The 19,477-nt window shown below is 58.5% G+C and carries 17 protein-coding genes; 9 read left to right on the top strand and 8 right to left on the bottom strand.

The window, feature by feature from the left end; genetic code table 11:
- Nucleotides 1-24: 24 nt before the first annotated feature.
- The 5 genes from J3D60_RS06185 to J3D60_RS06165 form a co-directional block, all read right to left on the bottom strand.
- Nucleotides 25-1,533, bottom strand: a complete 1,509-nt coding sequence (locus tag J3D60_RS06185) for an amino acid ABC transporter permease/ATP-binding protein (RefSeq protein ID WP_253490452.1) — start codon at nt 1,531-1,533, stop codon at nt 25-27.
- Nucleotides 1,534-1,639: 106 nt separating this feature from the next.
- Nucleotides 1,640-2,443, bottom strand: a complete 804-nt coding sequence (locus tag J3D60_RS06180) for an ABC transporter substrate-binding protein (protein ID WP_253493970.1) — start codon at nt 2,441-2,443, stop codon at nt 1,640-1,642.
- Nucleotides 2,444-2,520: 77 nt separating this feature from the next.
- Nucleotides 2,521-3,573 carry an isopenicillin N synthase family oxygenase gene (locus tag J3D60_RS06175; protein ID WP_253490451.1) on the bottom strand — a complete coding sequence of 351 codons (1,053 nt, stop codon included), beginning with the start codon at nt 3,571-3,573 and terminating at the stop codon, nt 2,521-2,523.
- Between the two features lie 13 nt (nt 3,574-3,586).
- The gene (locus J3D60_RS06170) at nt 3,587-4,438 is read right to left on the bottom strand and encodes a sugar phosphate isomerase/epimerase (protein WP_253490449.1); all 852 of its coding nucleotides are present in this window, start codon (nt 4,436-4,438) and stop codon (nt 3,587-3,589) included.
- 243 nt (nt 4,439-4,681) lie between these two features.
- Nucleotides 4,682-5,722: a zinc-dependent alcohol dehydrogenase family protein gene (locus J3D60_RS06165; RefSeq protein WP_253490447.1), complete on the bottom strand. Its 1,041-nt coding sequence runs from the start codon at nt 5,720-5,722 to the stop codon at nt 4,682-4,684.
- A 143-nt stretch (nt 5,723-5,865) separates the two neighbouring features.
- Here J3D60_RS06165 and J3D60_RS06160 point away from each other — a divergent pair, with 143 nt between their 5' ends.
- The 4 genes from J3D60_RS06160 (at nt 5,866) to J3D60_RS06145 (ending at nt 8,204) form a co-directional block, all read left to right on the top strand.
- Entirely contained in the window at nt 5,866-6,348 is a 483-nt protein-coding gene (locus tag J3D60_RS06160; RefSeq protein WP_065941773.1) for an Lrp/AsnC family transcriptional regulator, read from the top strand.
- 139 nt (nt 6,349-6,487) lie between these two features.
- Nucleotides 6,488-7,027: a kinase inhibitor gene (locus J3D60_RS06155; RefSeq protein ID WP_253490445.1), complete on the top strand. Its 540-nt coding sequence runs from the start codon at nt 6,488-6,490 to the stop codon at nt 7,025-7,027.
- A gap of 5 nt (nt 7,028-7,032) precedes the next feature.
- On the top strand, nt 7,033-7,851 hold the full coding sequence (locus tag J3D60_RS06150) for a helix-turn-helix transcriptional regulator (RefSeq protein ID WP_253490443.1): 819 nt from the start codon (nt 7,033-7,035) through the stop codon (nt 7,849-7,851).
- Nucleotides 7,852-8,006: 155 nt separating this feature from the next.
- Nucleotides 8,007-8,204: a hypothetical protein gene (locus J3D60_RS06145; protein WP_141157677.1), complete on the top strand. Its 198-nt coding sequence runs from the start codon at nt 8,007-8,009 to the stop codon at nt 8,202-8,204.
- Between the two features lie 86 nt (nt 8,205-8,290).
- Here J3D60_RS06145 and J3D60_RS06140 read toward each other — a convergent pair whose 3' ends face one another.
- The gene (locus J3D60_RS06140) at nt 8,291-8,896 is read right to left on the bottom strand and encodes a cysteine hydrolase (RefSeq protein WP_253490441.1); all 606 of its coding nucleotides are present in this window, start codon (nt 8,894-8,896) and stop codon (nt 8,291-8,293) included.
- 462 nt (nt 8,897-9,358) lie between these two features.
- Here J3D60_RS06140 and J3D60_RS06135 point away from each other — a divergent pair, with 462 nt between their 5' ends.
- From J3D60_RS06135 to J3D60_RS06115, 5 genes are all read left to right on the top strand, one after another.
- Entirely contained in the window at nt 9,359-10,459 is a 1,101-nt protein-coding gene (locus J3D60_RS06135) for an ABC transporter substrate-binding protein (protein ID WP_253490440.1), read from the top strand.
- A gap of 24 nt (nt 10,460-10,483) precedes the next feature.
- Nucleotides 10,484-14,197, top strand: coding sequence for an ATP-binding protein (locus J3D60_RS06130; RefSeq protein ID WP_253490438.1), 3,714 nt, complete (start codon nt 10,484-10,486; stop codon nt 14,195-14,197).
- A gap of 386 nt (nt 14,198-14,583) precedes the next feature.
- Complete coding sequence (locus J3D60_RS06125) at nt 14,584-15,729, top strand: mandelate racemase/muconate lactonizing enzyme family protein (protein ID WP_253490436.1); 1,146 nt, start codon at nt 14,584-14,586, stop codon at nt 15,727-15,729.
- A gap of 26 nt (nt 15,730-15,755) precedes the next feature.
- Nucleotides 15,756-16,685, top strand: a complete 930-nt coding sequence (locus tag J3D60_RS06120; protein WP_253490434.1) for a LeuA family protein — start codon at nt 15,756-15,758, stop codon at nt 16,683-16,685.
- A gap of 33 nt (nt 16,686-16,718) precedes the next feature.
- A complete protein-coding gene (locus tag J3D60_RS06115) occupies nt 16,719-17,465 on the top strand; it encodes a sulfite exporter TauE/SafE family protein (protein ID WP_253490432.1) in 747 nt (248 codons plus the stop codon).
- Between the two features lie 139 nt (nt 17,466-17,604).
- Here the strand turns inward: J3D60_RS06115 and J3D60_RS06110 are convergent, their stop codons facing one another.
- Nucleotides 17,605-18,627 carry a transketolase family protein gene (locus J3D60_RS06110; protein ID WP_027605720.1) on the bottom strand — a complete coding sequence of 341 codons (1,023 nt, stop codon included), beginning with the start codon at nt 18,625-18,627 and terminating at the stop codon, nt 17,605-17,607.
- Nucleotides 18,624-19,472, bottom strand: a complete 849-nt coding sequence (locus J3D60_RS06105) for a transketolase (protein WP_027605721.1) — start codon at nt 19,470-19,472, stop codon at nt 18,624-18,626. The genes J3D60_RS06110 and J3D60_RS06105 overlap by 4 nt, the downstream gene beginning before the upstream one ends.
- Between the last annotated feature and the right edge of the window lie 5 nt (nt 19,473-19,477).

Here is a 19,477-nt window from a genome sequence, read left to right as displayed (position 1 = left end):
TTTCAGGCGCCACTCACGCCGGGTTCAAACCCGCATGAACGCCTTGATTCTCTCGCCGCACTGATCGGCACGAATCATCCCAGGCGCCGCATCCAGCGCAACCAGGCCGTCCTCCATGAAAATCACCCGGTCGGAAATGGACAGGGCGAAGTCCATCTCGTGGGTCACTATCAGCATGGTCATGCCTTCTTTGGCCAGGTCGCCGATGACCTTGAGCACGTCGCCTACCAGTTCCGGGTCAAGGGCTGACGTCGGCTCATCAAACAGCATGATATGTGGATCCATGGCCAATGCGCGGGCGATTGCCACGCGTTGTTGCTGCCCCCCAGACAACTGATGCGGATACTTGTGCGCGTGAGCCAGCAGTCCGACCTTGTCCAGCAGGGCGTAGGCGCGCTGCTCGCTGATGAGCTTGTCGCGGCCGTGATAGCGCGGCGCGAGGGTGACGTTGTCGAGAATGGTGCGATGGGGAAACAGGTTGAAGCCCTGGAACACCATGCCGATGTGCTGTACCCCACGGCGTACTTGTTGCGTGTTGGTGTTGTCACCGGCGTGGATATAGCTTTCGCCGAACAGAATGATCTCGCCCTGGTCGATGCTTTCCAGGGCGTTGACGGTGCGAATCAGCGAGGTTTTCCCCGAGCCCGATGGGCCGATGATGGAAATCACCTGACCCACATTTACATCAAGGTTGATGCCCTTGAGCACAGCGTGCTGGCCGTAGCGCTTGTGAATGTCGACCAGTTGCAGGGCGGGTGCCGAGCCAGGCCCGGAGGCTTTCCGAGCGCTTGCCGAAGTAGGGGCGGGTTGTGAGGAGCGTAGGCGCCCCATGCTGGTGTCATCCAGCGTCCGGGGTGTGCGGTTGTTGAGTTCCAGGTGTTGTTCCAGCCAATGAAACAGCCAGCCGAGCACGGTCACGATCAGCACGTAATACACCGCCACAGCCGACAGGGTTTCCATCACCAGGAAGTTTTGCGCGTAAAGGCGCTGGCCCACGGTCAACAGTTCGGTCAAGGAAATCACCGAGACCAGCGAGGTCAGTTTCACCACGGTGATGTATTCGTTGATCAGCGTCGGCAGGGAAATGCGGAACGCCTGGGGGATCACGATCAGGCGCTGCAAACCGATCAGGCCGATGCCCAGCGCGCGGCCGGCCTCTTTTTGACCTTTGGCCACGGATATCAAGCCACCACGGTGGATTTCCGCCATATAGGCCGCTTCGGTGACCACCAGGGCCAACAGGCCGGAATAGAACGGGTTGGACAGGACGCCACGGGTGACCGGGAACATCTGCGGCAGGTTATAGACGAACACCACGAGTACCAGCAGCGGCACGCTGCGAAAGAACCAGATATAAATCGACGCCGGCACGCTGATCCAACGCGCGGCCGAAAGCTTGGCCGAAGCCAGCAGGAAACCCAGCAGCATGCCGATGAACCAGGCCAGCGTGCTGAGCTCCACCACCGTAATACAGGCTTTCCAGAAGTCCGAGAGCGAAAACAGAGAAAAAAAGTAAGGCCATTCAAATTGCATGTGTCTCTCCAACTGCTGGCGTCGACACAGGCTTTACCTGGGCCGGGCAGTCAAGCGAAAGCCGCCGACTGTGGGAGCGGCTGCGTTCCCACAGGGCTGCACCGGGTCAGTTAGTCGGTTCTTCGAGGTTGTATTTCTTCAACAGGGCGGTGTATTCACCGGAGGCCTTGCTCGCCTCAAAGGCCTTGAGCAGTGCCTGATAGAGCGCGTCGTTGCCTTTCTTGACGTAAATACCCAGCGTCTGCTGGTAGATCGAGTGCTCGGTGCTCACCACGACGCGGCCCTTGGTGCGTTCTGCGATCATGCCGGCGGCGCCGTCGATCTCCACCTGAGCCTGCACATTGCCGGAGAGCAGCGCCTGGGTTACCTCCGGTGCGGACGGGAACTCGCTGACCATAATCGCGCCCTTGTTATTCGGGGCGCAGTAGTCGGTCGAGAGCGTGTTGAACTGCGTCACCCACGTGGTGCCTTTTTCCAGGCCGACTTTCAGGCCGCAGAGGTCTTCCGGTACTTTCGGTTTCAGCGGGCTGTCCTTCAGCACCATGATCGCTGCGCCGGTCTTGGCGTAGGGGATGGTTTGCGCTTGCGTCTGCCGCTGGGGCGTGATGTACATGCCGGAGATGATCGCGTCGTAGTGGCCGGCGTTCAGGCTGAGGATCAGGTTGGAAAACTTGGTGTCAACGAAGTCGGCCTTGAGGTCCAGGTGCTTGGCGAGCAGGTGCGCCAGCTCGGGGTCGGAACCGACGACGTTTTTATGTTCGTCGTATGACTCGAAGGGCGGATAGGTGATTTCCATGCCGACCTTGAGTACGCCGGGTGTCACCGTCGTTGCTGCATGGGCGCCGGCCGCACCAAGGAGTGCGACGGCCAGCAGGGTCAAGCGGACAGCATGATTGATTGGATTGCGCATCATCGATGACTCCACGTCGGTAAAGTAGGGCTGGGCGGGTGGTTAAACAGGGCGGTGTGACCAGGCTGAGGGTTGCATCAGGACGCGTCCTGCGCCTGGCTCTTCAAGTGACCGAAACTCGATGGCTTGCGCGCTTTCTCGTACAGCTTGAGTTCGCCCCGTTCGACTTTGCGGCGCAGGTACTGATAGGTCTGCAACGCTTGGCCGAACATGTGCTCACCGATGGTGATTTCCTCGTAATCCTTAGCGCCTTCAAGAAACTGTGGCAGTGGCTTGATCTGCGTATGGAAGTCGCACGCGTAGAAGAGTGGGAAGGCGTAGCGCTCTTCGCTGACGGTTCGCACTCGGTGAGCCGTAGCGACGAACGTACCCGCGGTCATGACCTCCAGCATGTCGCCGATGTTGACCACAAAGGCCCCGTCCACGGGCGGCGCATCAATCCATTGGCCCTGATCGTTCATCACCTCGAGGCCTGGCTTGTCGGCAAGCAAAATGGTGAAGCACTCGTAGTCGGTATGCGCACCAATGCCGGGTGCGTCTTGGGCGGCCAGGTCAAAGGGGTAGTGAATCAGGCGCAGTTTCGACGGTGGGCGGGTAACCATTGCCTCGAAATAGTCCTCTTCAAGGCCCAATGCGAGCGCGAAGCCCTTGAACAGGCGACGCCCCAGCGCAAACACCGCAGCGTAGTACGCTTCGACGGCGGGACGGAAACCCGGCAGGTCCGGCCATTCATTGGCCCCGATCAAGGGGGTTCCGGCCCTGACCAGCGGGTCGTCTTCGCCCACTTCAAAACCGATATCGAACGCCTCCTTGTGGTCCGGTTTGCCTTTGGCATAGACCTCTTCGCCTTCAGGCACAAACCCCTTGTGGCTGCGGGAGGTGCCGATGTAATGCTGCATCTTGTACGCAAGGGATTGCGCAAACAGGTCCTTCGCCGCGTGACGCAAGCCGTCGATCAGCGACGACTCGATGCCGTGGTTCTTGATGTACAGAAAACCCACTGCGCGGGCGGCGTTACCGAGTTCTTCGGCCACTGCCTGGCGCTGTGCGATGTCGTTGCTGTACAGCCCGGCGATGTCCACCAGCGGAATGCGATTGAAGTTGGCGGCCTTTGGCGTTTGGTCTGGCATGAAGTAACGCTCCTTATCGGGTTGAGGCACCGCTGAAACGCCGGAAATGCTCGCGCTCGGTATTTGCCATCCATACGTTCAGCGACCACAGGTCGGCTACCGGCACATTGGTGAAGGGCAGGTGATGCAGGTAGCCGTCGGCACCGAACTCCGGCGTCAGCGTGCTGACCTGATAGCCGCGACTTTCCTGGGATCGCCAGATGGCCTCCCAATGCTGCTGATGGAAGGCCAGCGCGTGGGCGTACTCGGGGGCGGCGGGGTGGGGAACCTGGGGCCCCTGGTCATAACCGACCCGGGCTTGAATGTGGTGAACGCGCTCGACGAAAGCGCTGAGGTCATCTTCCGGATCGTTGAGCAGACGCTCGCAGGTGACGACCCAATGACTGATGTCGCTGGTGAAGCGCAGGTCCGGCAGTTGGCGAATCAGCTCGAGGGTGACCCAGGGGTTGAACAACGAGCGCGCACGATGGGTTTCAAAGGCGCACACCTGGCCGTGCTTGCGCGCGACGTCCATCGCGCGGCCAAAGAAGTCGACTTGCTGTGCCAGTGGCCAGCGGTCGTTGCCAGCCAGCAGGTTGATGAAGCGCGGTGACAACTCAGCCGCCCAAGCGAATTTTTTATCGAGGTCCAGCAGGTGTTCGTCGACGCTCGCCGATTGTTCCGGCAGAACATCGTAGGCGCTGAAGACGGTACTGATATAGCTGACATGGTTGGCGCGTAGAAAGGCTGCGAACTCGGCGCGTTCGCTGGCGGTCATGGGCAGGCGGGCTTCCATGCCATCGAACCCGGCTTCAAGCAACTCTTCGAGCGCTTGTGCCTTGCTCGCGGTGTAGCCCCATAACGTTCGGAATACTTCCAACTTCATCGATCTGCTCCAAAGGTGCCTTCGCTTGATTGACACAGCGGCGTTTCGGCGCGGACCGAAACGCACAAAAAACGGCAGTGACAATCAGAAAAGGCAATCTTCGGGCCGCATCTCTGTGGAAAGGCTCCTTTGTTGCCGCCAATAGTAGGGAGGGGCGGTTGGTGGAAAGAATAGGGAAGTGCAAATAGATAGTTCAGAGATTTCTAAACTATTGCTCAATGCGGCTCAGCGTCGCGTCATGGGTTAAAACTCGGTTATGACGGTTACCCCTGCCGTCTCGAACCGGTCCATGTTCGTCAGCGCGTCGATGGACTGTTCCAGGCTGATGGTTTTACCCACGAGTTTTTCAGGCGCCAGCTTGCCTGAGGTGATCATCTCGATCATGGCGCCATAGCGATGCGCCTGCATGCCGTGGCTACCGTAGATCTCAAGTTCATGGGCGATAACCTTGCCCATGGGGATGGCCGGCGTGGCGTGATCAGCGAGCATCAGCCCGACCTGGACGTGCTTGCCGCGACGGCGCAGGTTGTTGATGGAGTTGAAACAGGTGGTTGGGTGGCCCAACGCGTCCAGCGAGACGTGGGCACCGCCCTGGGTGATTTCCAGCACGGCTTCGGTGACGTCCGCGACGCACTGGGCATTGATGGTGGCGAAAGCGCCGAGGGCGCGTGCCAGGTCGAGTTTTTCCTGGGAAATATCGATGGCGATCACGTTCGCACCAATGGCCTGGGCAATCATCACCGCAGACAGGCCGACACCTCCGCAGCCGTGAACCGCGACCCACTGACCGGCGCTGACATTGCCTTGGTCGACGACTGCACGGAATGAGGTGGCGAAGCGACAACCCAGGCTTGCGGCGGTAGCGAAGTCCATGCTCTCAGGCAGCGCGACCAGGTTCAGATCGGCCTGGTGGATGCCGACGTACTCGGCAAAAGAGCCCCAATGAGTGAAGCCCGGCTGGAATTGCGTGTGGCACACCTGCTGATTGCCGCTGTTGCACTGCGCACAGGCACCACAGCCACCCACGAACGGCACGGTCACGCGGTCGCCGACCTTCCACCGCGTGACGTCGTGGCCCACCTCGGCCACGATGCCCGCCAGCTCATGACCCGGTACATGGGGCAGTTCAATGTCGGGGTCATGACCTTTCCAGCCATGCCAGTCGCTGCGGCACACCCCGGTGCCAAGCACCTGGATTACCACGCCATGACGTTCCGGGGATGGATCGGCCACGTTCATCAGGCGCGGCGGTTTGGAAAAGGCTTCGTAGACGACTGCTTTCATTCAAATTACCTCGGCTTGGAGGGGCGATTCAGGCATTGCCATTATGAATGAGCGTCGTGAAATTACCCTTCAAGTTGCCATTGACCGAACGCAAGAATTGAAATTAACCTTCATTTTTAAGCCTGAATTTGGGGAGTTATTTCATGATTGAACAGCTCGATAAGGCGGACATTGCAATATCGGAGCGTTTGCAGCGCGATGGCAAGCTGTCGAATGTCAAGCTGGCCGAGCAGCTGTCCCTCAGCGAAGCGTCCTGTTGGCGCAAGCAAAGACGCCTGGAAGAATGCGGGGTTATCGAGGGATACCAGGCCATTCTCAATCGAAAGAAACTCGGGCTGGGCCTTAAGGCGTTTGTCCAGATCTCCTGCACGGATCACAGCGAAGAAGCCACGGCAACGTTTGAAAAGATTATCCAGGCGGCCCCGCAGGTATTGAGTTGCCATAACACAACGGGGGAGGCGGACTTTCTCCTTGAGGTGGTTGCACGGGACCTGGACAGCTATAGCCGCTTTGTCGAAACAGTGCTGAGGAAGCTCCCGGGGGTTTCCAGTATTCGCTCGAACCTCTCCCTGCGCGAGATGAAGACCACTCATCGACTGCCCGTCAGCGAGCTCTTGAGCATCTGAAGGCCGTCGGGCATGTGGAGAGCCATCGTTCGTCCGGACAATCGAGCATTTCGGCACTGTTATCGAGCATTTCGGCACAGTCTCCCGGTTTTGTTCAACCTAGACTCGAGCTTCACTTCAAGACTCAGCTGGAGCCGCAATGAACATCAGATCAATCCTGCCTGCACTCTTCATGGCCGTCACACTCAGTGGCTACGCTGCGGATTTCTCACTGACCAGCCGGGATATTGCTGACAACCGCCCGCTGACCCGTCGCGAAGTGTTCCAGGGCTTCGGTTGCGACGGTGGCAACACGTCTCCTGAGCTTTCGTGGAAAAACGCCCCCGCAGGGACCAAAAGTTACGCGATCACCGTTTACGATCCCGATGCCCCCACCGGCAGCGGTTGGTGGCATTGGACGGTGGTCAACCTGCCAGCCTCCACCCATAGTTTGCCAAGCGGCGTGGGGGCGAACCTGCCTGCGGGTGCCGTGCAAGGGCGAACCGATTATGGCCAGCCGGGGTTCGGTGGCGCTTGCCCTCCTGTCGGCGATAAACCCCATCGCTATCAATTCACCGTGTGGGCCTTGAAAGTCGATAAGCTACCGCTCGACAACCAGGCCAGCGGAGCCTTGGTCGGTTACATGCTCAACGCCAACGTCCTGGCCAAAGCGACCATTACTTCCACTTACGGACGTTAAGAACCATGCGCCCTTGTGACGGCATACAGCACCGGGAAAATATTATCGATGCCTGTGTCATACGGGCGCGACATACCCTTACCTTGCCCAGGGTGCCGGTGTTCGTGACCACCTTGTGTCGAGTGCGGCAGGGGGAAAAACTGTTGCAATGGGATGACCGTGAAATGCGCGCAGGGCCTCGGCATCTGATTCTGATGCCGGCCGGGCGCGAGCTGGGTATCTCAAACTTCCCCGGCCCTCAGGGTCATTACATCGCCGATGCGGTGACCTTTCCCGTCTCGACATTGCGTCAATTCAGCAGCCGATATAGCCAGCAGATCAAGAGTGGTCGCGGTGCACTGAAGAGCGATCTGTGCGTTCCCCTGGACAGGCACACGACCCAGGCATGGGAGCAGTTGCTGGTCGCCATCCATGCAAACGCCCCGCAGGCACTCTCCGCACATTATGGGGAAGCGGTGCTGCTGAGCCTGTGCCTTGGCGGCCAGGCCGGACCTCTGCTGATGGGGCGCAACGATCCCTTGTGCGAGCGGGTGCAGCAACTGGTAATGGCCAACCCGGAGAGAGACTGGACGGTTGCGAGCATCGCACAGCACATGAACCTGGGGGAGTCGACCTTGCGTCGCCAACTGGCGAACGAGGGGAATAGTTTCAGGAACATTCTGGAGGGCGTTCGACTGTCGACAGCATTACAACGGCTGCAGACAACGTCTCGCCCGATCGGTGAAATTGCCGGCGCCTGCGGCTACGCCTCGGCCTCACGTTTTGCCGTGCGCTTTCGCTCACACTATGGCCTGTCACCCCGTGAATTGCGGGCAGCGATTTGAGCATTTGCGGGAGGGCTTTTCCCAGTCTGCCGGCCGGCAGTGTCACCTTGTGCCAGCCTGGGCGCGTCCATTCGTCTGTTGCCCGGCACTCTGGGGGGCATGGCGTTTCTCAACCTTAAGCACGGATATCCCGGGCCCAAGAACGGAGAGCCAGCATGGAAATCAATGAGAATGCCCCGGGCAACATTTCACAGCAGGCTGTAACGCGCGGCACGGACAACGAGACAGGGCACGACCCGAGGCGTGATGAGGATAAGATCCCGCTGCCGCCGGACGACGATGCCCCCCTTGAGGAGGATATGTCTGATGTGGACGCTGCCGATTCAGTGGCGAGCGAACACCCTGACAACTGAGGTGTTTCAGATCAACGAACCCGGCCAGGGTGTCGCAGGTGGCTGGGAGTCCGAGGGCGGGTGTAAAGCCGCCTCCTGGGCGATGGCTAGCGGGCGTTCAGCCCGTTGAGAAACTCGGTGTGTTGCAACGTCCTGGAAAACATCGGCAGCGTGAAGCGTTCGGCAGCCTGTTGTTGTTCGTCGGTGAAGGTCGCGGTGCAATCGATCAGGGTCACCACGTTATAGCCCTTCTCATAACCTGATCGTACCGTGCCTTCGACACAGCAATTGGTCAGGAAGCCCGCCACCACCAGGGTCTGGATGCCGTTGTTGCGCAGCACCAGGTCCAGGCCCGTGGTGGCGAAACCGTCCAGCCCGCGCTTGCCCTCCACGAGAATGTCGCCGGCTTCCCGGGTAATCGCCTCGCTGATGTCGGCGCCCCAACTGCCGGTGCGGAAAGCGCTGCCATCGGCAACGCCCTTGAGAATCCCGTAGTCGCGGGTGGTCAGTTCCGGATAGCCCTCGGCGAACTGGATCGGCAGGTGGATGATCTTCACGCCGAGCGTGCGCGCCTGTTCAACCGTGGTGGCGGTGTTCGCGAGCATATTGGAGGTGTGCATGACGTCTTTGACGGCGTCATGGAACACGCCGCCTTGGGTGGTGAAATCGTTCTGGTATTCGATCAGGACCAGGGCGGTGGTGTGTGGGTTCATGTCGGGTCTCCGATAAGTGGGTCGAGCAACAAGCGTAGAACAGCAGGCAAGGTTGAGTGGGGCGGCAGTCAAACATAAAACTATGGCTCAGAACGGCGCATCCGTTCACAGACCGTGAGCAAAGCGGGCACTTTGATACTATGCTCATTGCCAATGCGAGCCATCTACGGGGCTCAATGTTCGGCCGCCAAGGGCACCGACCCGGGCAAAATCATTGACGTTGGCCAGCAGCCTTATATCGGCAAGACAGCCGGTGGGCGGGCTTCAGGCGTTTTCAACGGCTCACGCAACAACCCGCACGCGGCATACAGGGAAACGTTCAATGCCTGCCCCACACCTCACCTGTTCGAAAATCTCCAATTTGGGGGCCAATTGCTCCAACCAGAACACGCCGTTGATCCAGGCTGTAAGCCGGTGCGGGTGGATGACTGTTGGTAAATGCCAAGCACGATGGAGAACAGCATGAACACCCAGTCGATCCACACGATCTTGAGGCGCTTCGCCGGCTGCGTGGCGGGGCTGGCGATGGTTGCCGGCAATCCGGCCCACGCTGCCGCCGACGGCATCGCCAGCGGCCCTACGGCGAGCTACAGCATTGCCTTCAGCAATTCCTACGCAGGCAGCGATTTTCGCAAGGTGATGGTGCGCAACTGGCAGGAAATTGCGCTCCAGGCGCAAAAGGAGGGCTTGATCCGTGAGGCTCCCGTCGTCAGCGCCAATAACTCGGCTTCGGAACAGGCAGCCCATATCCAGGACATGATCGTCAAGGGCGTCGATGCCATCGTGATCCTCGCTGCCTCCGACACGGCCCTCAACGGGGTGATCCGCGATGCCTGCAACGCCGGCATCGTGGTGGTCGTCATGGCCAGCCTGGTCACCGAGCCCTGTGTCTATACCGTGGATTACAACTGGTCCGCCATGGGCCGTGTGGAAATGGACTACATCGCCGAGCGCCTGAAGGGCAACGGGACGTTGCTGGAGATCCGTGGCATCGCTGGCGATGCCACGGATAAAAACATCAGTGATGGCATTCGCAAGGCCGCCAGCGACTATCCGGGCCTGAAATTCGTCAAGACCGTATACGGAAACTGGACGGCTTCTGTCGCCCGCAAGGAAGTGACGCTGGCGCTGCCGTCGCTGCCCACCATTGATGCCGTGGCTACCCAGGGTGGCGACGGATATGGTGCGGCCATGGCGTTCAAGGCGGCGGGACGCCCTTTGCCGATCATTGTGATGGGGAACCGTCAGGACGAACTTGCCCTGTGGAAACAGGAACGCGATGCCAATGGCTACGAGACCGTTTCTGTCTCTGCCTCCCCGAGCGTCTCCCAGATGGGGTTCTGGGTGGCCCAGCAGATATTGGCTGGCAAGCAGGTGCCGAAGTTTGTCGAGGTGCCGCTGGTACGTATTGATGCCAAAGACCTGGACGCCTGGCTTGCCACTATGCCGGTGGGCGGTGCCGCCAATCCGTTCTACGGCCAGGCTTCCGTTGCGGCGATGATCGATGCGGCCATCAACCATACGGCGCCGCCGGCGCCTTTGCCGGAGGTGACGAAACAGTAGCGGCGGGCTAGGAGGCGAGGCCCCATGTTGACATTCAAATCAGCCACGGCCAGGCCTATTGCCGTCAGGATCGGCCTGGCGGTTGCCGCACTGGTGTTGCTGATGCTGGCGGTATCGCTCGTGAACCTCTACGGCCTGCGAGGCATGGTACGTGCGGTGGATTCCGCCAGCCATTCCGCGGAAATTCTGGCCTCGGTCAACGGGGCTACCGGGCGGGTGGAAAACTTCATTGCCACCCGCGACCAGGACAGCGTGTCCCAGGCCGAAGGCTTGGTCGCGACGGCTATCAACGGCCTTAACGCCATCCCGGCGGCAGAGGCGCAATCGCTCAAGGGCAGCCTGGAGAGGCTCGCTGCGGCGATCGCGTCCTTGCGGGCGGCGACGCTGACCATGGATGGCGAAACCGAGAATATGACCGCCCATTACGCCCGGATGCGAGAGGCGACGGCCCTCGTTGAGCAGGGTATCGCCGCTGGGCTGAAGGGCCTGGACTCCCGCGCCGCCGACCACCAGGCGCGGGTGAGCAACGCCCAGAGCGCCCATCGCATCCTGGATATCCTGCGCAACGGCGAACGCATCATTACCGCCAATGTGGCCCAGGTGCTGGTGAGCGGTGATGGTGCCGCCGCCACTGCGGCGCGCAACGCCTGTGCGGCGCTGCCGCCTGTGGTCGAGCAATTGCGTGAGTTGATGGGGGCGCCGCAACAGGTGGAGACCCTGGAACAGTTGGCGACGGCGGTGGCAGCAGCCAGCCTTGCGCTCGAGCAGCTTGGCGAGGCTCCCAGGCTCCGGGGCGGCGAGGCTTTGCGGCATCTGGGGGCTGTTGGAGGTGTGGCAGAGCGCCTTGAAGTCATGTTGGCTGAAGTGGACGAGCACATTGCCCATGACGCCAGTGACATTCAGGCCGCCATCGGTTTGCTGCAAAACGCCGCCGCGTTGTCCAAGCGTTTCGCCGAACGTGTTGCCACCCTGGAAGCGCAGACCTTGTCGTTTCGCCTGGCGCCGTCGGCCGAGGTCGCCAGCTCTGTAGGCGTCATCCTCGATGAACTCTCCCGTCTCGCCCGGGTTCTGCCTTCGTCTGTGGGGCAGCAGGCCAACGCTACGCCCCTGACGGTCAGCGATCAGATTGCTGGCTACCGGGCGGCATTTGCCGGGTTCCATCAGGCGAGCAACGCCTTGGGCGACGCGCGCGACCAGGTTCGCATCGAGGCACGCAGCGCTGGCCTGTTGGTTGCGCGCTTCGCAGGCGAAGCGCGTTCAGACGCCTTGGTCCATAAGGATCGCGGCGTGCTGGCGACAATAGTCGCTGGCGCCGTCGCCATCCTGCTGGCCGGAGCCATCGCCTGGAGCACCTCGCGGTTTGTCGCGCAGCCCATCGTCGCCCTGGCTTCGGTCATGCGCCGGCTGGCTGCCGGTGACTTGAGCGCCGAAATCGCCAGTGCTGGGCGCGGCGATGAGATTGGGATCATGACTCGCGCCGTCCGGGTGTTCCAGGAGAATGCCTTGCGCATCCGGGTGCTGGAGGCCGAGGCCGAAGCCGAAAGACAGCAGGTGCAGGCCTCTCTGGAGAGAATGGTCGCCGAACGGACCGACACGCTGCACCGACAGACCGAGGTGCTGGAGGCGCAGGCGGTTGCACTTATTCAGGCGCGCAACCAGGCCGAGACGGCCAACCAGGCAAAGAGTGATTTCGTCGCCACGGTCAGCCACGAACTGCGTACCCCTTTGACCCTTATTCTCGCCCCGTTGGAGCAGCTCTCGATGGCGATCACGCCGCCGGCGGACTGGCGCGTGCAAATCGAGCGCGCACAACGAAATGCACTGCGCTTGCTGAACCGCGTGAACGATATCCTTGACTTCTCCAAGGCCGAAGCAGGCAAGTTTGAGCTGTGTCCGGCGCCCGTTGATTTGAACAAGGCGGTGGGCGTGCTGGCCGAGGACGCCGCCATGGTAGCCAAGGGCAAAGGCTGCACGTTGACCTGCAGCATCGATCCTGCCCTCGGTACCGTGTTCCTGGACCCCCGACACTTCGAGAAGATTCTGCTCAACCTGGTGAGTAATGCCATCAAGTTCACCCCTGCTGGCGGTACGGTGCATCTGGCAGTCACTGCGCTTGATGACGAGCGATTTGAGCTCGCGGTGCAAGACTCGGGCATTGGCATCGCGCCTGATAAATTACCCCTGCTGTTCCAGCGTTTTTCCCAGATCGACAATTCCGCCACGCGGCATTACAGCGGTACAGGCATCGGCCTGGCCCTGGTCAAGGATCTGGTCGAACTGATGGGGGGCGAAGTCAGCGTCAACAGTGAGCCTGGAAAGGGCTCGTGCTTCCTTGTTCGATTTCCTCGGGGAACCGAGCAGAACAGCGCGCCGACTGAAGCCGGTCATCTGCATGAGGGATCGTCACCCACCGCAATGATCACAACCGAGCAGCGCCACTTGCTGTTCGATGACGGCCGCCGTGGCAGTAGCAACGACCAGGCGTCCATGGGCGATGCAGACAACGAGCAGCACCCGGAACGCACCTCGCAGTCCAGGGTCCTGGTGGTCGATGACAGCCCGGAAATGCTTGGCTACCTCAGCGAGCTTTTGCGCGACGACTACAGTGTCGTCACCGCCGCTGATGGAGAGCAGGCCTGGGCCATGCTGCAGCGTCATCCGATCAATGTCGTTCTCTCGGATGTGATGATGCCGGAGCTTGACGGCTTTGGCCTGACCGCCAGAATCAAGGCGAGCGCCGGTTTTGCCCATCTGCCCGTCATCCTGTTGACCGCCCGCGGCGGCAGCGAGGCTTGCATCTCCGGGTTGGAGAGTGGCGCCGATGACTATATCGCCAAACCTTTCTCGCCATTGGAGCTCAAGGCTCGCGTACGCGCGGCGCTACGCATGAGCCAGGTGCAATCCGAGCTGAATGCGAAATCCCGTCAGGCGGGCATGGCCGAGATCGCCACGACGGTGCTGCACAATGTCGGCAATGTCCTCAACAGCGTGAACGTTTCGGCCGAGCTGGTCAGCAGCCAGATGCGCACCTCCAAGGCCCAGGGCCTGGGCAAGGTGGCGCAGATGATGAACGAACACATCCATGAGCTGAGCGATTTCCTCACCCAGGACCAGAGGGGAAAGATGCTGCCCGACTACCTGCTCAAGTTGGCGCAGGCGGTGGCGGCAGAGCAGCAGGGCATCATCGAAGAGCTCGAGCAACTCACCAAAGGCATTGACCACATCAAGACCATTGTCGCTGCCCAGCAGTCCTATGCCGTTGCCGTCAGTGTCGTCGAGACAATACCGGTCTCGGAATTAATCGATGATGCCTGGCGCATGAGTGCCGGCTCACGGATGAATCAGGAGGTGACGGTGGTCAAGGACATTGCCGACTTGCCCCTGCTGTCGCTGGACCGGCACCGGATGCTGCTGATACTGGTGAACCTGATCAGAAACGCCAGGCAGGCGTTGGACGGCGTGGTCGATCGCAGCCCGTGCATCACGTTCAGCGCCTCCCTCATCGGTGACGGAGCAGTCTTGCGTATTACAGTGGCCGACAATGGCAACGGGATTACGCCAGAGCACCTGACGCGTATCTTTTCCCATGGCTTCACGACTCGCAAAGACGGTCACGGTTTCGGTCTGCACAGCTGCGCGCTCGCCGCGCAGGAAATGGGTGGCAGCTTGACCGTGCACAGCGACGGGGAAGGGCAGGGCGCAACCTTCATCCTCGAGATCCCTCTTGATGCGCCGTAGAGTAAGCGATGAGCATCGACCCTCTCCGGAATGATATATGGGTGGCGCTGGGCGGCTTTTAATCAGTGCCAACCTAATTCAGGTCCTTTGTTAGATTAAATATATATAGCTTGCTGAGTGCAAAGCTGTTGGAAGCTATAAAGGGGCTGAGAAGTCAGGCAGTAAGCTGCCTAGTGCGAAAAAGTGTCATAAATAAAATTTCTTTTGATTCAATAGGCGAGAACAGGCAGTCGGTAGTTTTAAGAAAATCAATATGCGAAATCATGAAATTTTATTCATGTTGGTGGCTGAGAAACCCTGGTTTGCGATGCTTGATATTGCTGCAAGCATCCCAGTACATTTCATTTAATTTCCAGTATCAACGCTCACCAACAGGAAGTTACCCTATGCTGATTGCTAAAGCTGAAGTGTTTTTAGTAGAGGTTCCGTATAAAAATCCTTATCAGACCGCAACCAATATCACCGCCAAAGGGCGGCATATAGTGTTGAAACTGACGACAGACACGGGACTGGTGGGATGGGGAGAGTCGGGAATTATATCGAGAGGTTACCCCGCCCAGGGCGATACTCCCGAAACGATGCTGGCAGTATTGGAAACCTACTTGTGTCCTGCAATAATTGGTAAGAATCCATGCCTGTTTGAAATAATAATGAGCGAGCTTGATCTGGTCATTAAGGGGCATCTGTTTGCTAAGTGTGCAATAGATCATGGGCTTCTCGATCTTGCGGGGAAAGTATATGGCGTTCCAGTTTGTAACTTGTTGGGCGGCGCGCATGCACTTAGTTATAGGGTAAGCCGCAGCTTACCGTTTGCTTGCGCTAAAGTGGTCACTGAGCGTGCGCTGGAGTTGCAAGGGCTTGGCTATGAGCGATTGACGCTCAAAGGATCCGGTGTATTGAAAGACGATTACGCCTGCTTTAAATCTGTCAGGCAGGCTTTAGGAGATGACTTTGAATTGGAAGTTGATCCCAACTGTGCCTATGACGTTTCCACCGCTATTCAGTTTATAAAGCGTATAGAGCAGCACGGTGTTTTTGCTGTCGAGCAACCTACACCCGGCCATGATATCTGCGGATTGGCGGAGGTCAAACGAAATGTCTGCACCCCTATCATCGCCGATGAAAGCGTTTTCAATGCTCGAGATCTAAAGGAGATAATTCACCTCAACGCCGCGCACGTCATCTGTCTGAAACCCTTCAAGTCGGGTGGCATATTGGCCTCCCGCCGCTTATGTGCTGCGGCCGAGATCGCCGATTTACAAGTCAGTACTGGTAGCATGCACCCGTTTGGTATTGGCACAGCAGCCCTTCATCATTTTGTTTCTACCCTGAAAAATGTAGCGACCACCGGATACGGATGCCCTACTGAGAGATTTGTAGACGATATAGTTGATGAAAGTTGTTACTCGTTTTGCGATGGGCAAGTGAAACTTTCCATCGATAAGCCAGGGTTGGGTGTAGAGGTTAATGAAGAAAAACTACTTTCATATACCTCGCGCTACAAGTCGATTGAGCGCTCGAAAGCCGTATAATCTTTTAATGCAATGGAATGTATTTTATGACTTTTATAACACTCGTCGATTCTACGCTGCGCGAAGGAAATCAAGCGCCTGGGGTTAAACTCACAACCCAATCTACCTTGACCATAGCCTACGCACTCGCAGATGCAGGTATCGACTTTATCGAAGCCGGCCACCCGTATGCGTCGAAACAAGAGTTCGACAGGGTTACCGCGCTTGTACAATCAAAGATCGCCAAAAATATCCTTGCGCATTCCCGCGCGCATCAAGATGATATTGATGCGGTTGCGGCGACAGGGGCAAACTGGATAGGCATATTTGCTGGTATCAATGAGACGTCACAGAAATATCGAATTAGAAAATCAAAAGCACAGATACAGGATCTCATTAAACGAAGTGTGTTGTATGCAAAATCACTGGGGCTGAAAGTTCGCTATACCATTGAAGACGCTTCTCGAACGCCATCTGATGATTTGATTGAGACATTTAAGATTGCTAAAGCTGCCGGCGCGGACCGAATTTGTTATGCCGACTCATTAGGGATTTGCGAACCTTTCAAGGTTCAGGCCACTATTGAACTAATCAGGCAGGCACTGCCTGAGATTGACCTCGAAGTGCACTTTCATGACGACAGAGGTTTGGCGATGGCAAATACCTTGGCCTCCATTGAAGCAGGCGCTACTTTTATTTCCTGTACCGTCAATGGCATCGGCGAGCGATGCGGTATCACCGAAACATGCCTTCTGATTACTAATTTGCACTTCAACTCAATAGCTTGCAGCGGTAGAGCGTCGAAAGTTCTAAAGCTCAGCAGCATCGTTTCGAAAACGCTGGGCGACGCCTTTGACCGACGCCGCCCGATTATCGGCGAGTACAGCTTCGTACATACCGCAAAGCTTCATGTGACCGCCGGCTCCCGAAATAGAAACTGCTATCACTGGATAGACCCGGTTTACTTGAGCGAGTAAGCCGTGCCATGAATCTTATGCGAGCACCTCAACATGATGGGGCATGAGTGGTTGACAGGCGTCGGTCTGATTTTCCTTGGAACAATAACGGGATTCGTCGGGACCAACACCGGTGGGAGTGTGTTTTTGACCGTTCCGGTGATGATCTGGCTGGGGATTGCACCTCAGTCGTCGATCGCCACTGCGCGCCTGGCCTCGGTAGGCACCATGGTTGCCGGACTGCGGCACTTCCATAACCAGGGAAAGGTCGATTATGCGCTGGCCTTTCCAGCTGCGGTACTGGGGTTGGTTGGGGCTCTGGCAGGCGCGAGCCTGCTTCTTCAAATAGATCCCGCGCTGCTGCACAAGGTAATTGGCGGGCTGACATTGCTGCTCGTCGCACTGTCCCTTATAAAAAAACCTCGTAGCGGCGAAACACCTCCCTCAGCGATCAGACGTCTGTTTGGCTATATCCTGTTTATCCCCGTAGGAATGATCGGCGGGTTATTTGGTGGGCAAGCCAAACTCTCGACGTATTTATTCATTATCTTTTTCAGAAAAAGCATCAGCGAATCGGTGGGTACCCGCAAAGTCGGTGGGCTGGTCCTCTCCGTGGGTTCATTACTGATTTTCGGCGTCAGCGGCATCATTGACTGGCAGTACGGATGTTGCCTGATTATTGGCACGCTATTGGGTGCAAATGCCGGCGCGAAGTTTGCCCTAAAGAAGGGCGACCAGTGGATGGAGGCAGTTTTCAATCTAGTCGTGGTCGCGCTGGCATTGAGGATGCTGTTCTGGTGACCAGATTGGATGGGGACTCGCAAATACGTAAATGGTCTCACCTGTAGGCAGGTTCTATGTGGGTTTCAGCGAGTTCTTGGAAGGTGGTGGAACGTAATGACTGCCAAGGGACTCACTCAGTCCCTTGCAGGCTCAAACCCTATAGCCAACCCTTGATCTGCGCACACACAGCCTGGGTGGAAATACCGTAGCGATCGTGCAACGTCGGAAGCGCTCCTGCATCGAGAAACGCGTCCGGCAACGCTATTTGCCGGAACGTCGGGGTAACGCCATTGCGCAACAGCACGGTTGCCACCGCTTCGCCCAATCCGCCAATGATGGAGTGGTTTTCGGCCGTCACTACCAGTCGTCCCGGCTTTCTGGCTTCAGCCAGAATGGTCTGCTCATCCAAAGGCTTGATAGTGGGCACGTGAAGTACTGCGACATCCACGCCATCTGCCTGTAGTTCCTTGGCGGCTTCCAGGGCGCGCATGGTCATCAAACCGGTGGAAATGATTAAAACCTCATTGCCCGTACGCAGGGTCTTGGCCTTGCCGATCTCGAATGTGTAGCCATATTCGTCGAGCACCAGCGGTACGTTGCCGCGCAGTAACCGCATGTAGACCGGCCCTTGGTGCGCAGCAATGGCGGGCACGGCTTGTTCGATTTCCAGGGCATCGCAGGGGTCGACGATCATCAGGTTGGGCATGGCGCGGAAGATCGCCAGATCATCGGTTGCCTGGTGGCTGGGGCCGTACCCGGTGGTCAGGCCCGGCAGGCCGCAGACGATTTTGACGTTGAGGTTTTCCTCGGCAATTGCCATGCAGATGAAGTCATAGGCCCGGCGCGACGCAAACACCGCGTAAGTGGTAGCGAAGGGCACGAACCCCTCCCGAGCCATGCCGGCTGCCGCGCTCATCAACAGTTGCTCGGCCATGCCCATCTGGTAGAAACGCTCCGGATGCGCCTTGGCAAAAATGTGCAGGTCGGTGTATTTGGACAAGTCAGCCGATAAACCCACGATGTCCTGGCGCTGGTCCGCGAGTGCGGCCAGTGCGTGACCGAATGGCGCTGGTTTTGTGGCCTGGCCTTCAGCGGCAATCGAGGCAATCATCGCCGAGGTGGTCAGCTTTTTCTTCGCCGCCGCGGGTGCCTGAACGTCAGTCTTGTGTGCGTTGCTCATACGGTTTTGCCTTCTTCCAGGTTGTTCAGGGCCACATCCCATTCATGCTCGTCGACGCGGATGAAGTGAGTCTTTTCGCGGGTTTCCAGGAACGGCACGCCTTTGCCCATTTTGGTATCGCAAATGATGACGCGCGGTTGTGCGCCGGGGTGGCTGCGGGCCGCGTCGAACGCCTTGACCAAGGCATCCAGGTCGTTACCGTCTACCCGCTGGGTGAACCAGCCAAAGGCTTGCCAGCGGTCAACGATGGGTTCAAATGCCAGCACTTCGCTGGAGTGTCCGTCGGCTTGCTGGTTATTCACATCGACAATGGCGATCAGGTTGTCGAGCTTCCAGTGCGAAGCGGACATGACCGCTTCCCAGGTGGATCCCTCATTCAGCTCGCCGTCCGACAGCAGGTTGTAGACGAATGAGGCGGACTGTTTGCGCTTCAAGCCCAGGCAGGCACCCACTGCGATGCCCAGCCCCTGGCCCAGGGAGCCGCCGGTGATCTCCATGCCGGGAGTGTAGGCGGCCATGCCGGACATGGGCAGGCGGCTGTCATCCGAACCGTAGGTTTCAAGTTCATCCAGTGGGATGATTTGCGCTTCAATCAGCGCCGCATACAGGGCGATCGCGTAGTGGCCGATGGAAAGGTAAAAGCGATCACGCTGTTCCCATTCCGGGTCTTCGGGCTTGTAGTTCAAGGCGTGAAAGTACGACACGGCCAGCAAGTCTGCCGCGCCCAGCGCCTGGCCGACATAGCCCTGGCCCTGGACTTGGCCCATGCGCAAGGCATGGCGGCGAATGTTATGGGCGCGCTGCACCAGCGTGGTGGAGGACGCGCGAGATAAAGTGGCAGTCATGGAAA

This window comes from Pseudomonas sp. S3E17, from assembly GCF_024168685.1.
Classification (GTDB): domain Bacteria; phylum Pseudomonadota; class Gammaproteobacteria; order Pseudomonadales; family Pseudomonadaceae; genus Aquipseudomonas; species Aquipseudomonas marginalis.
Note: the sequence above shows the minus strand (reverse complement) of the source record. Positions and strands in the feature narration are given on the sequence as shown.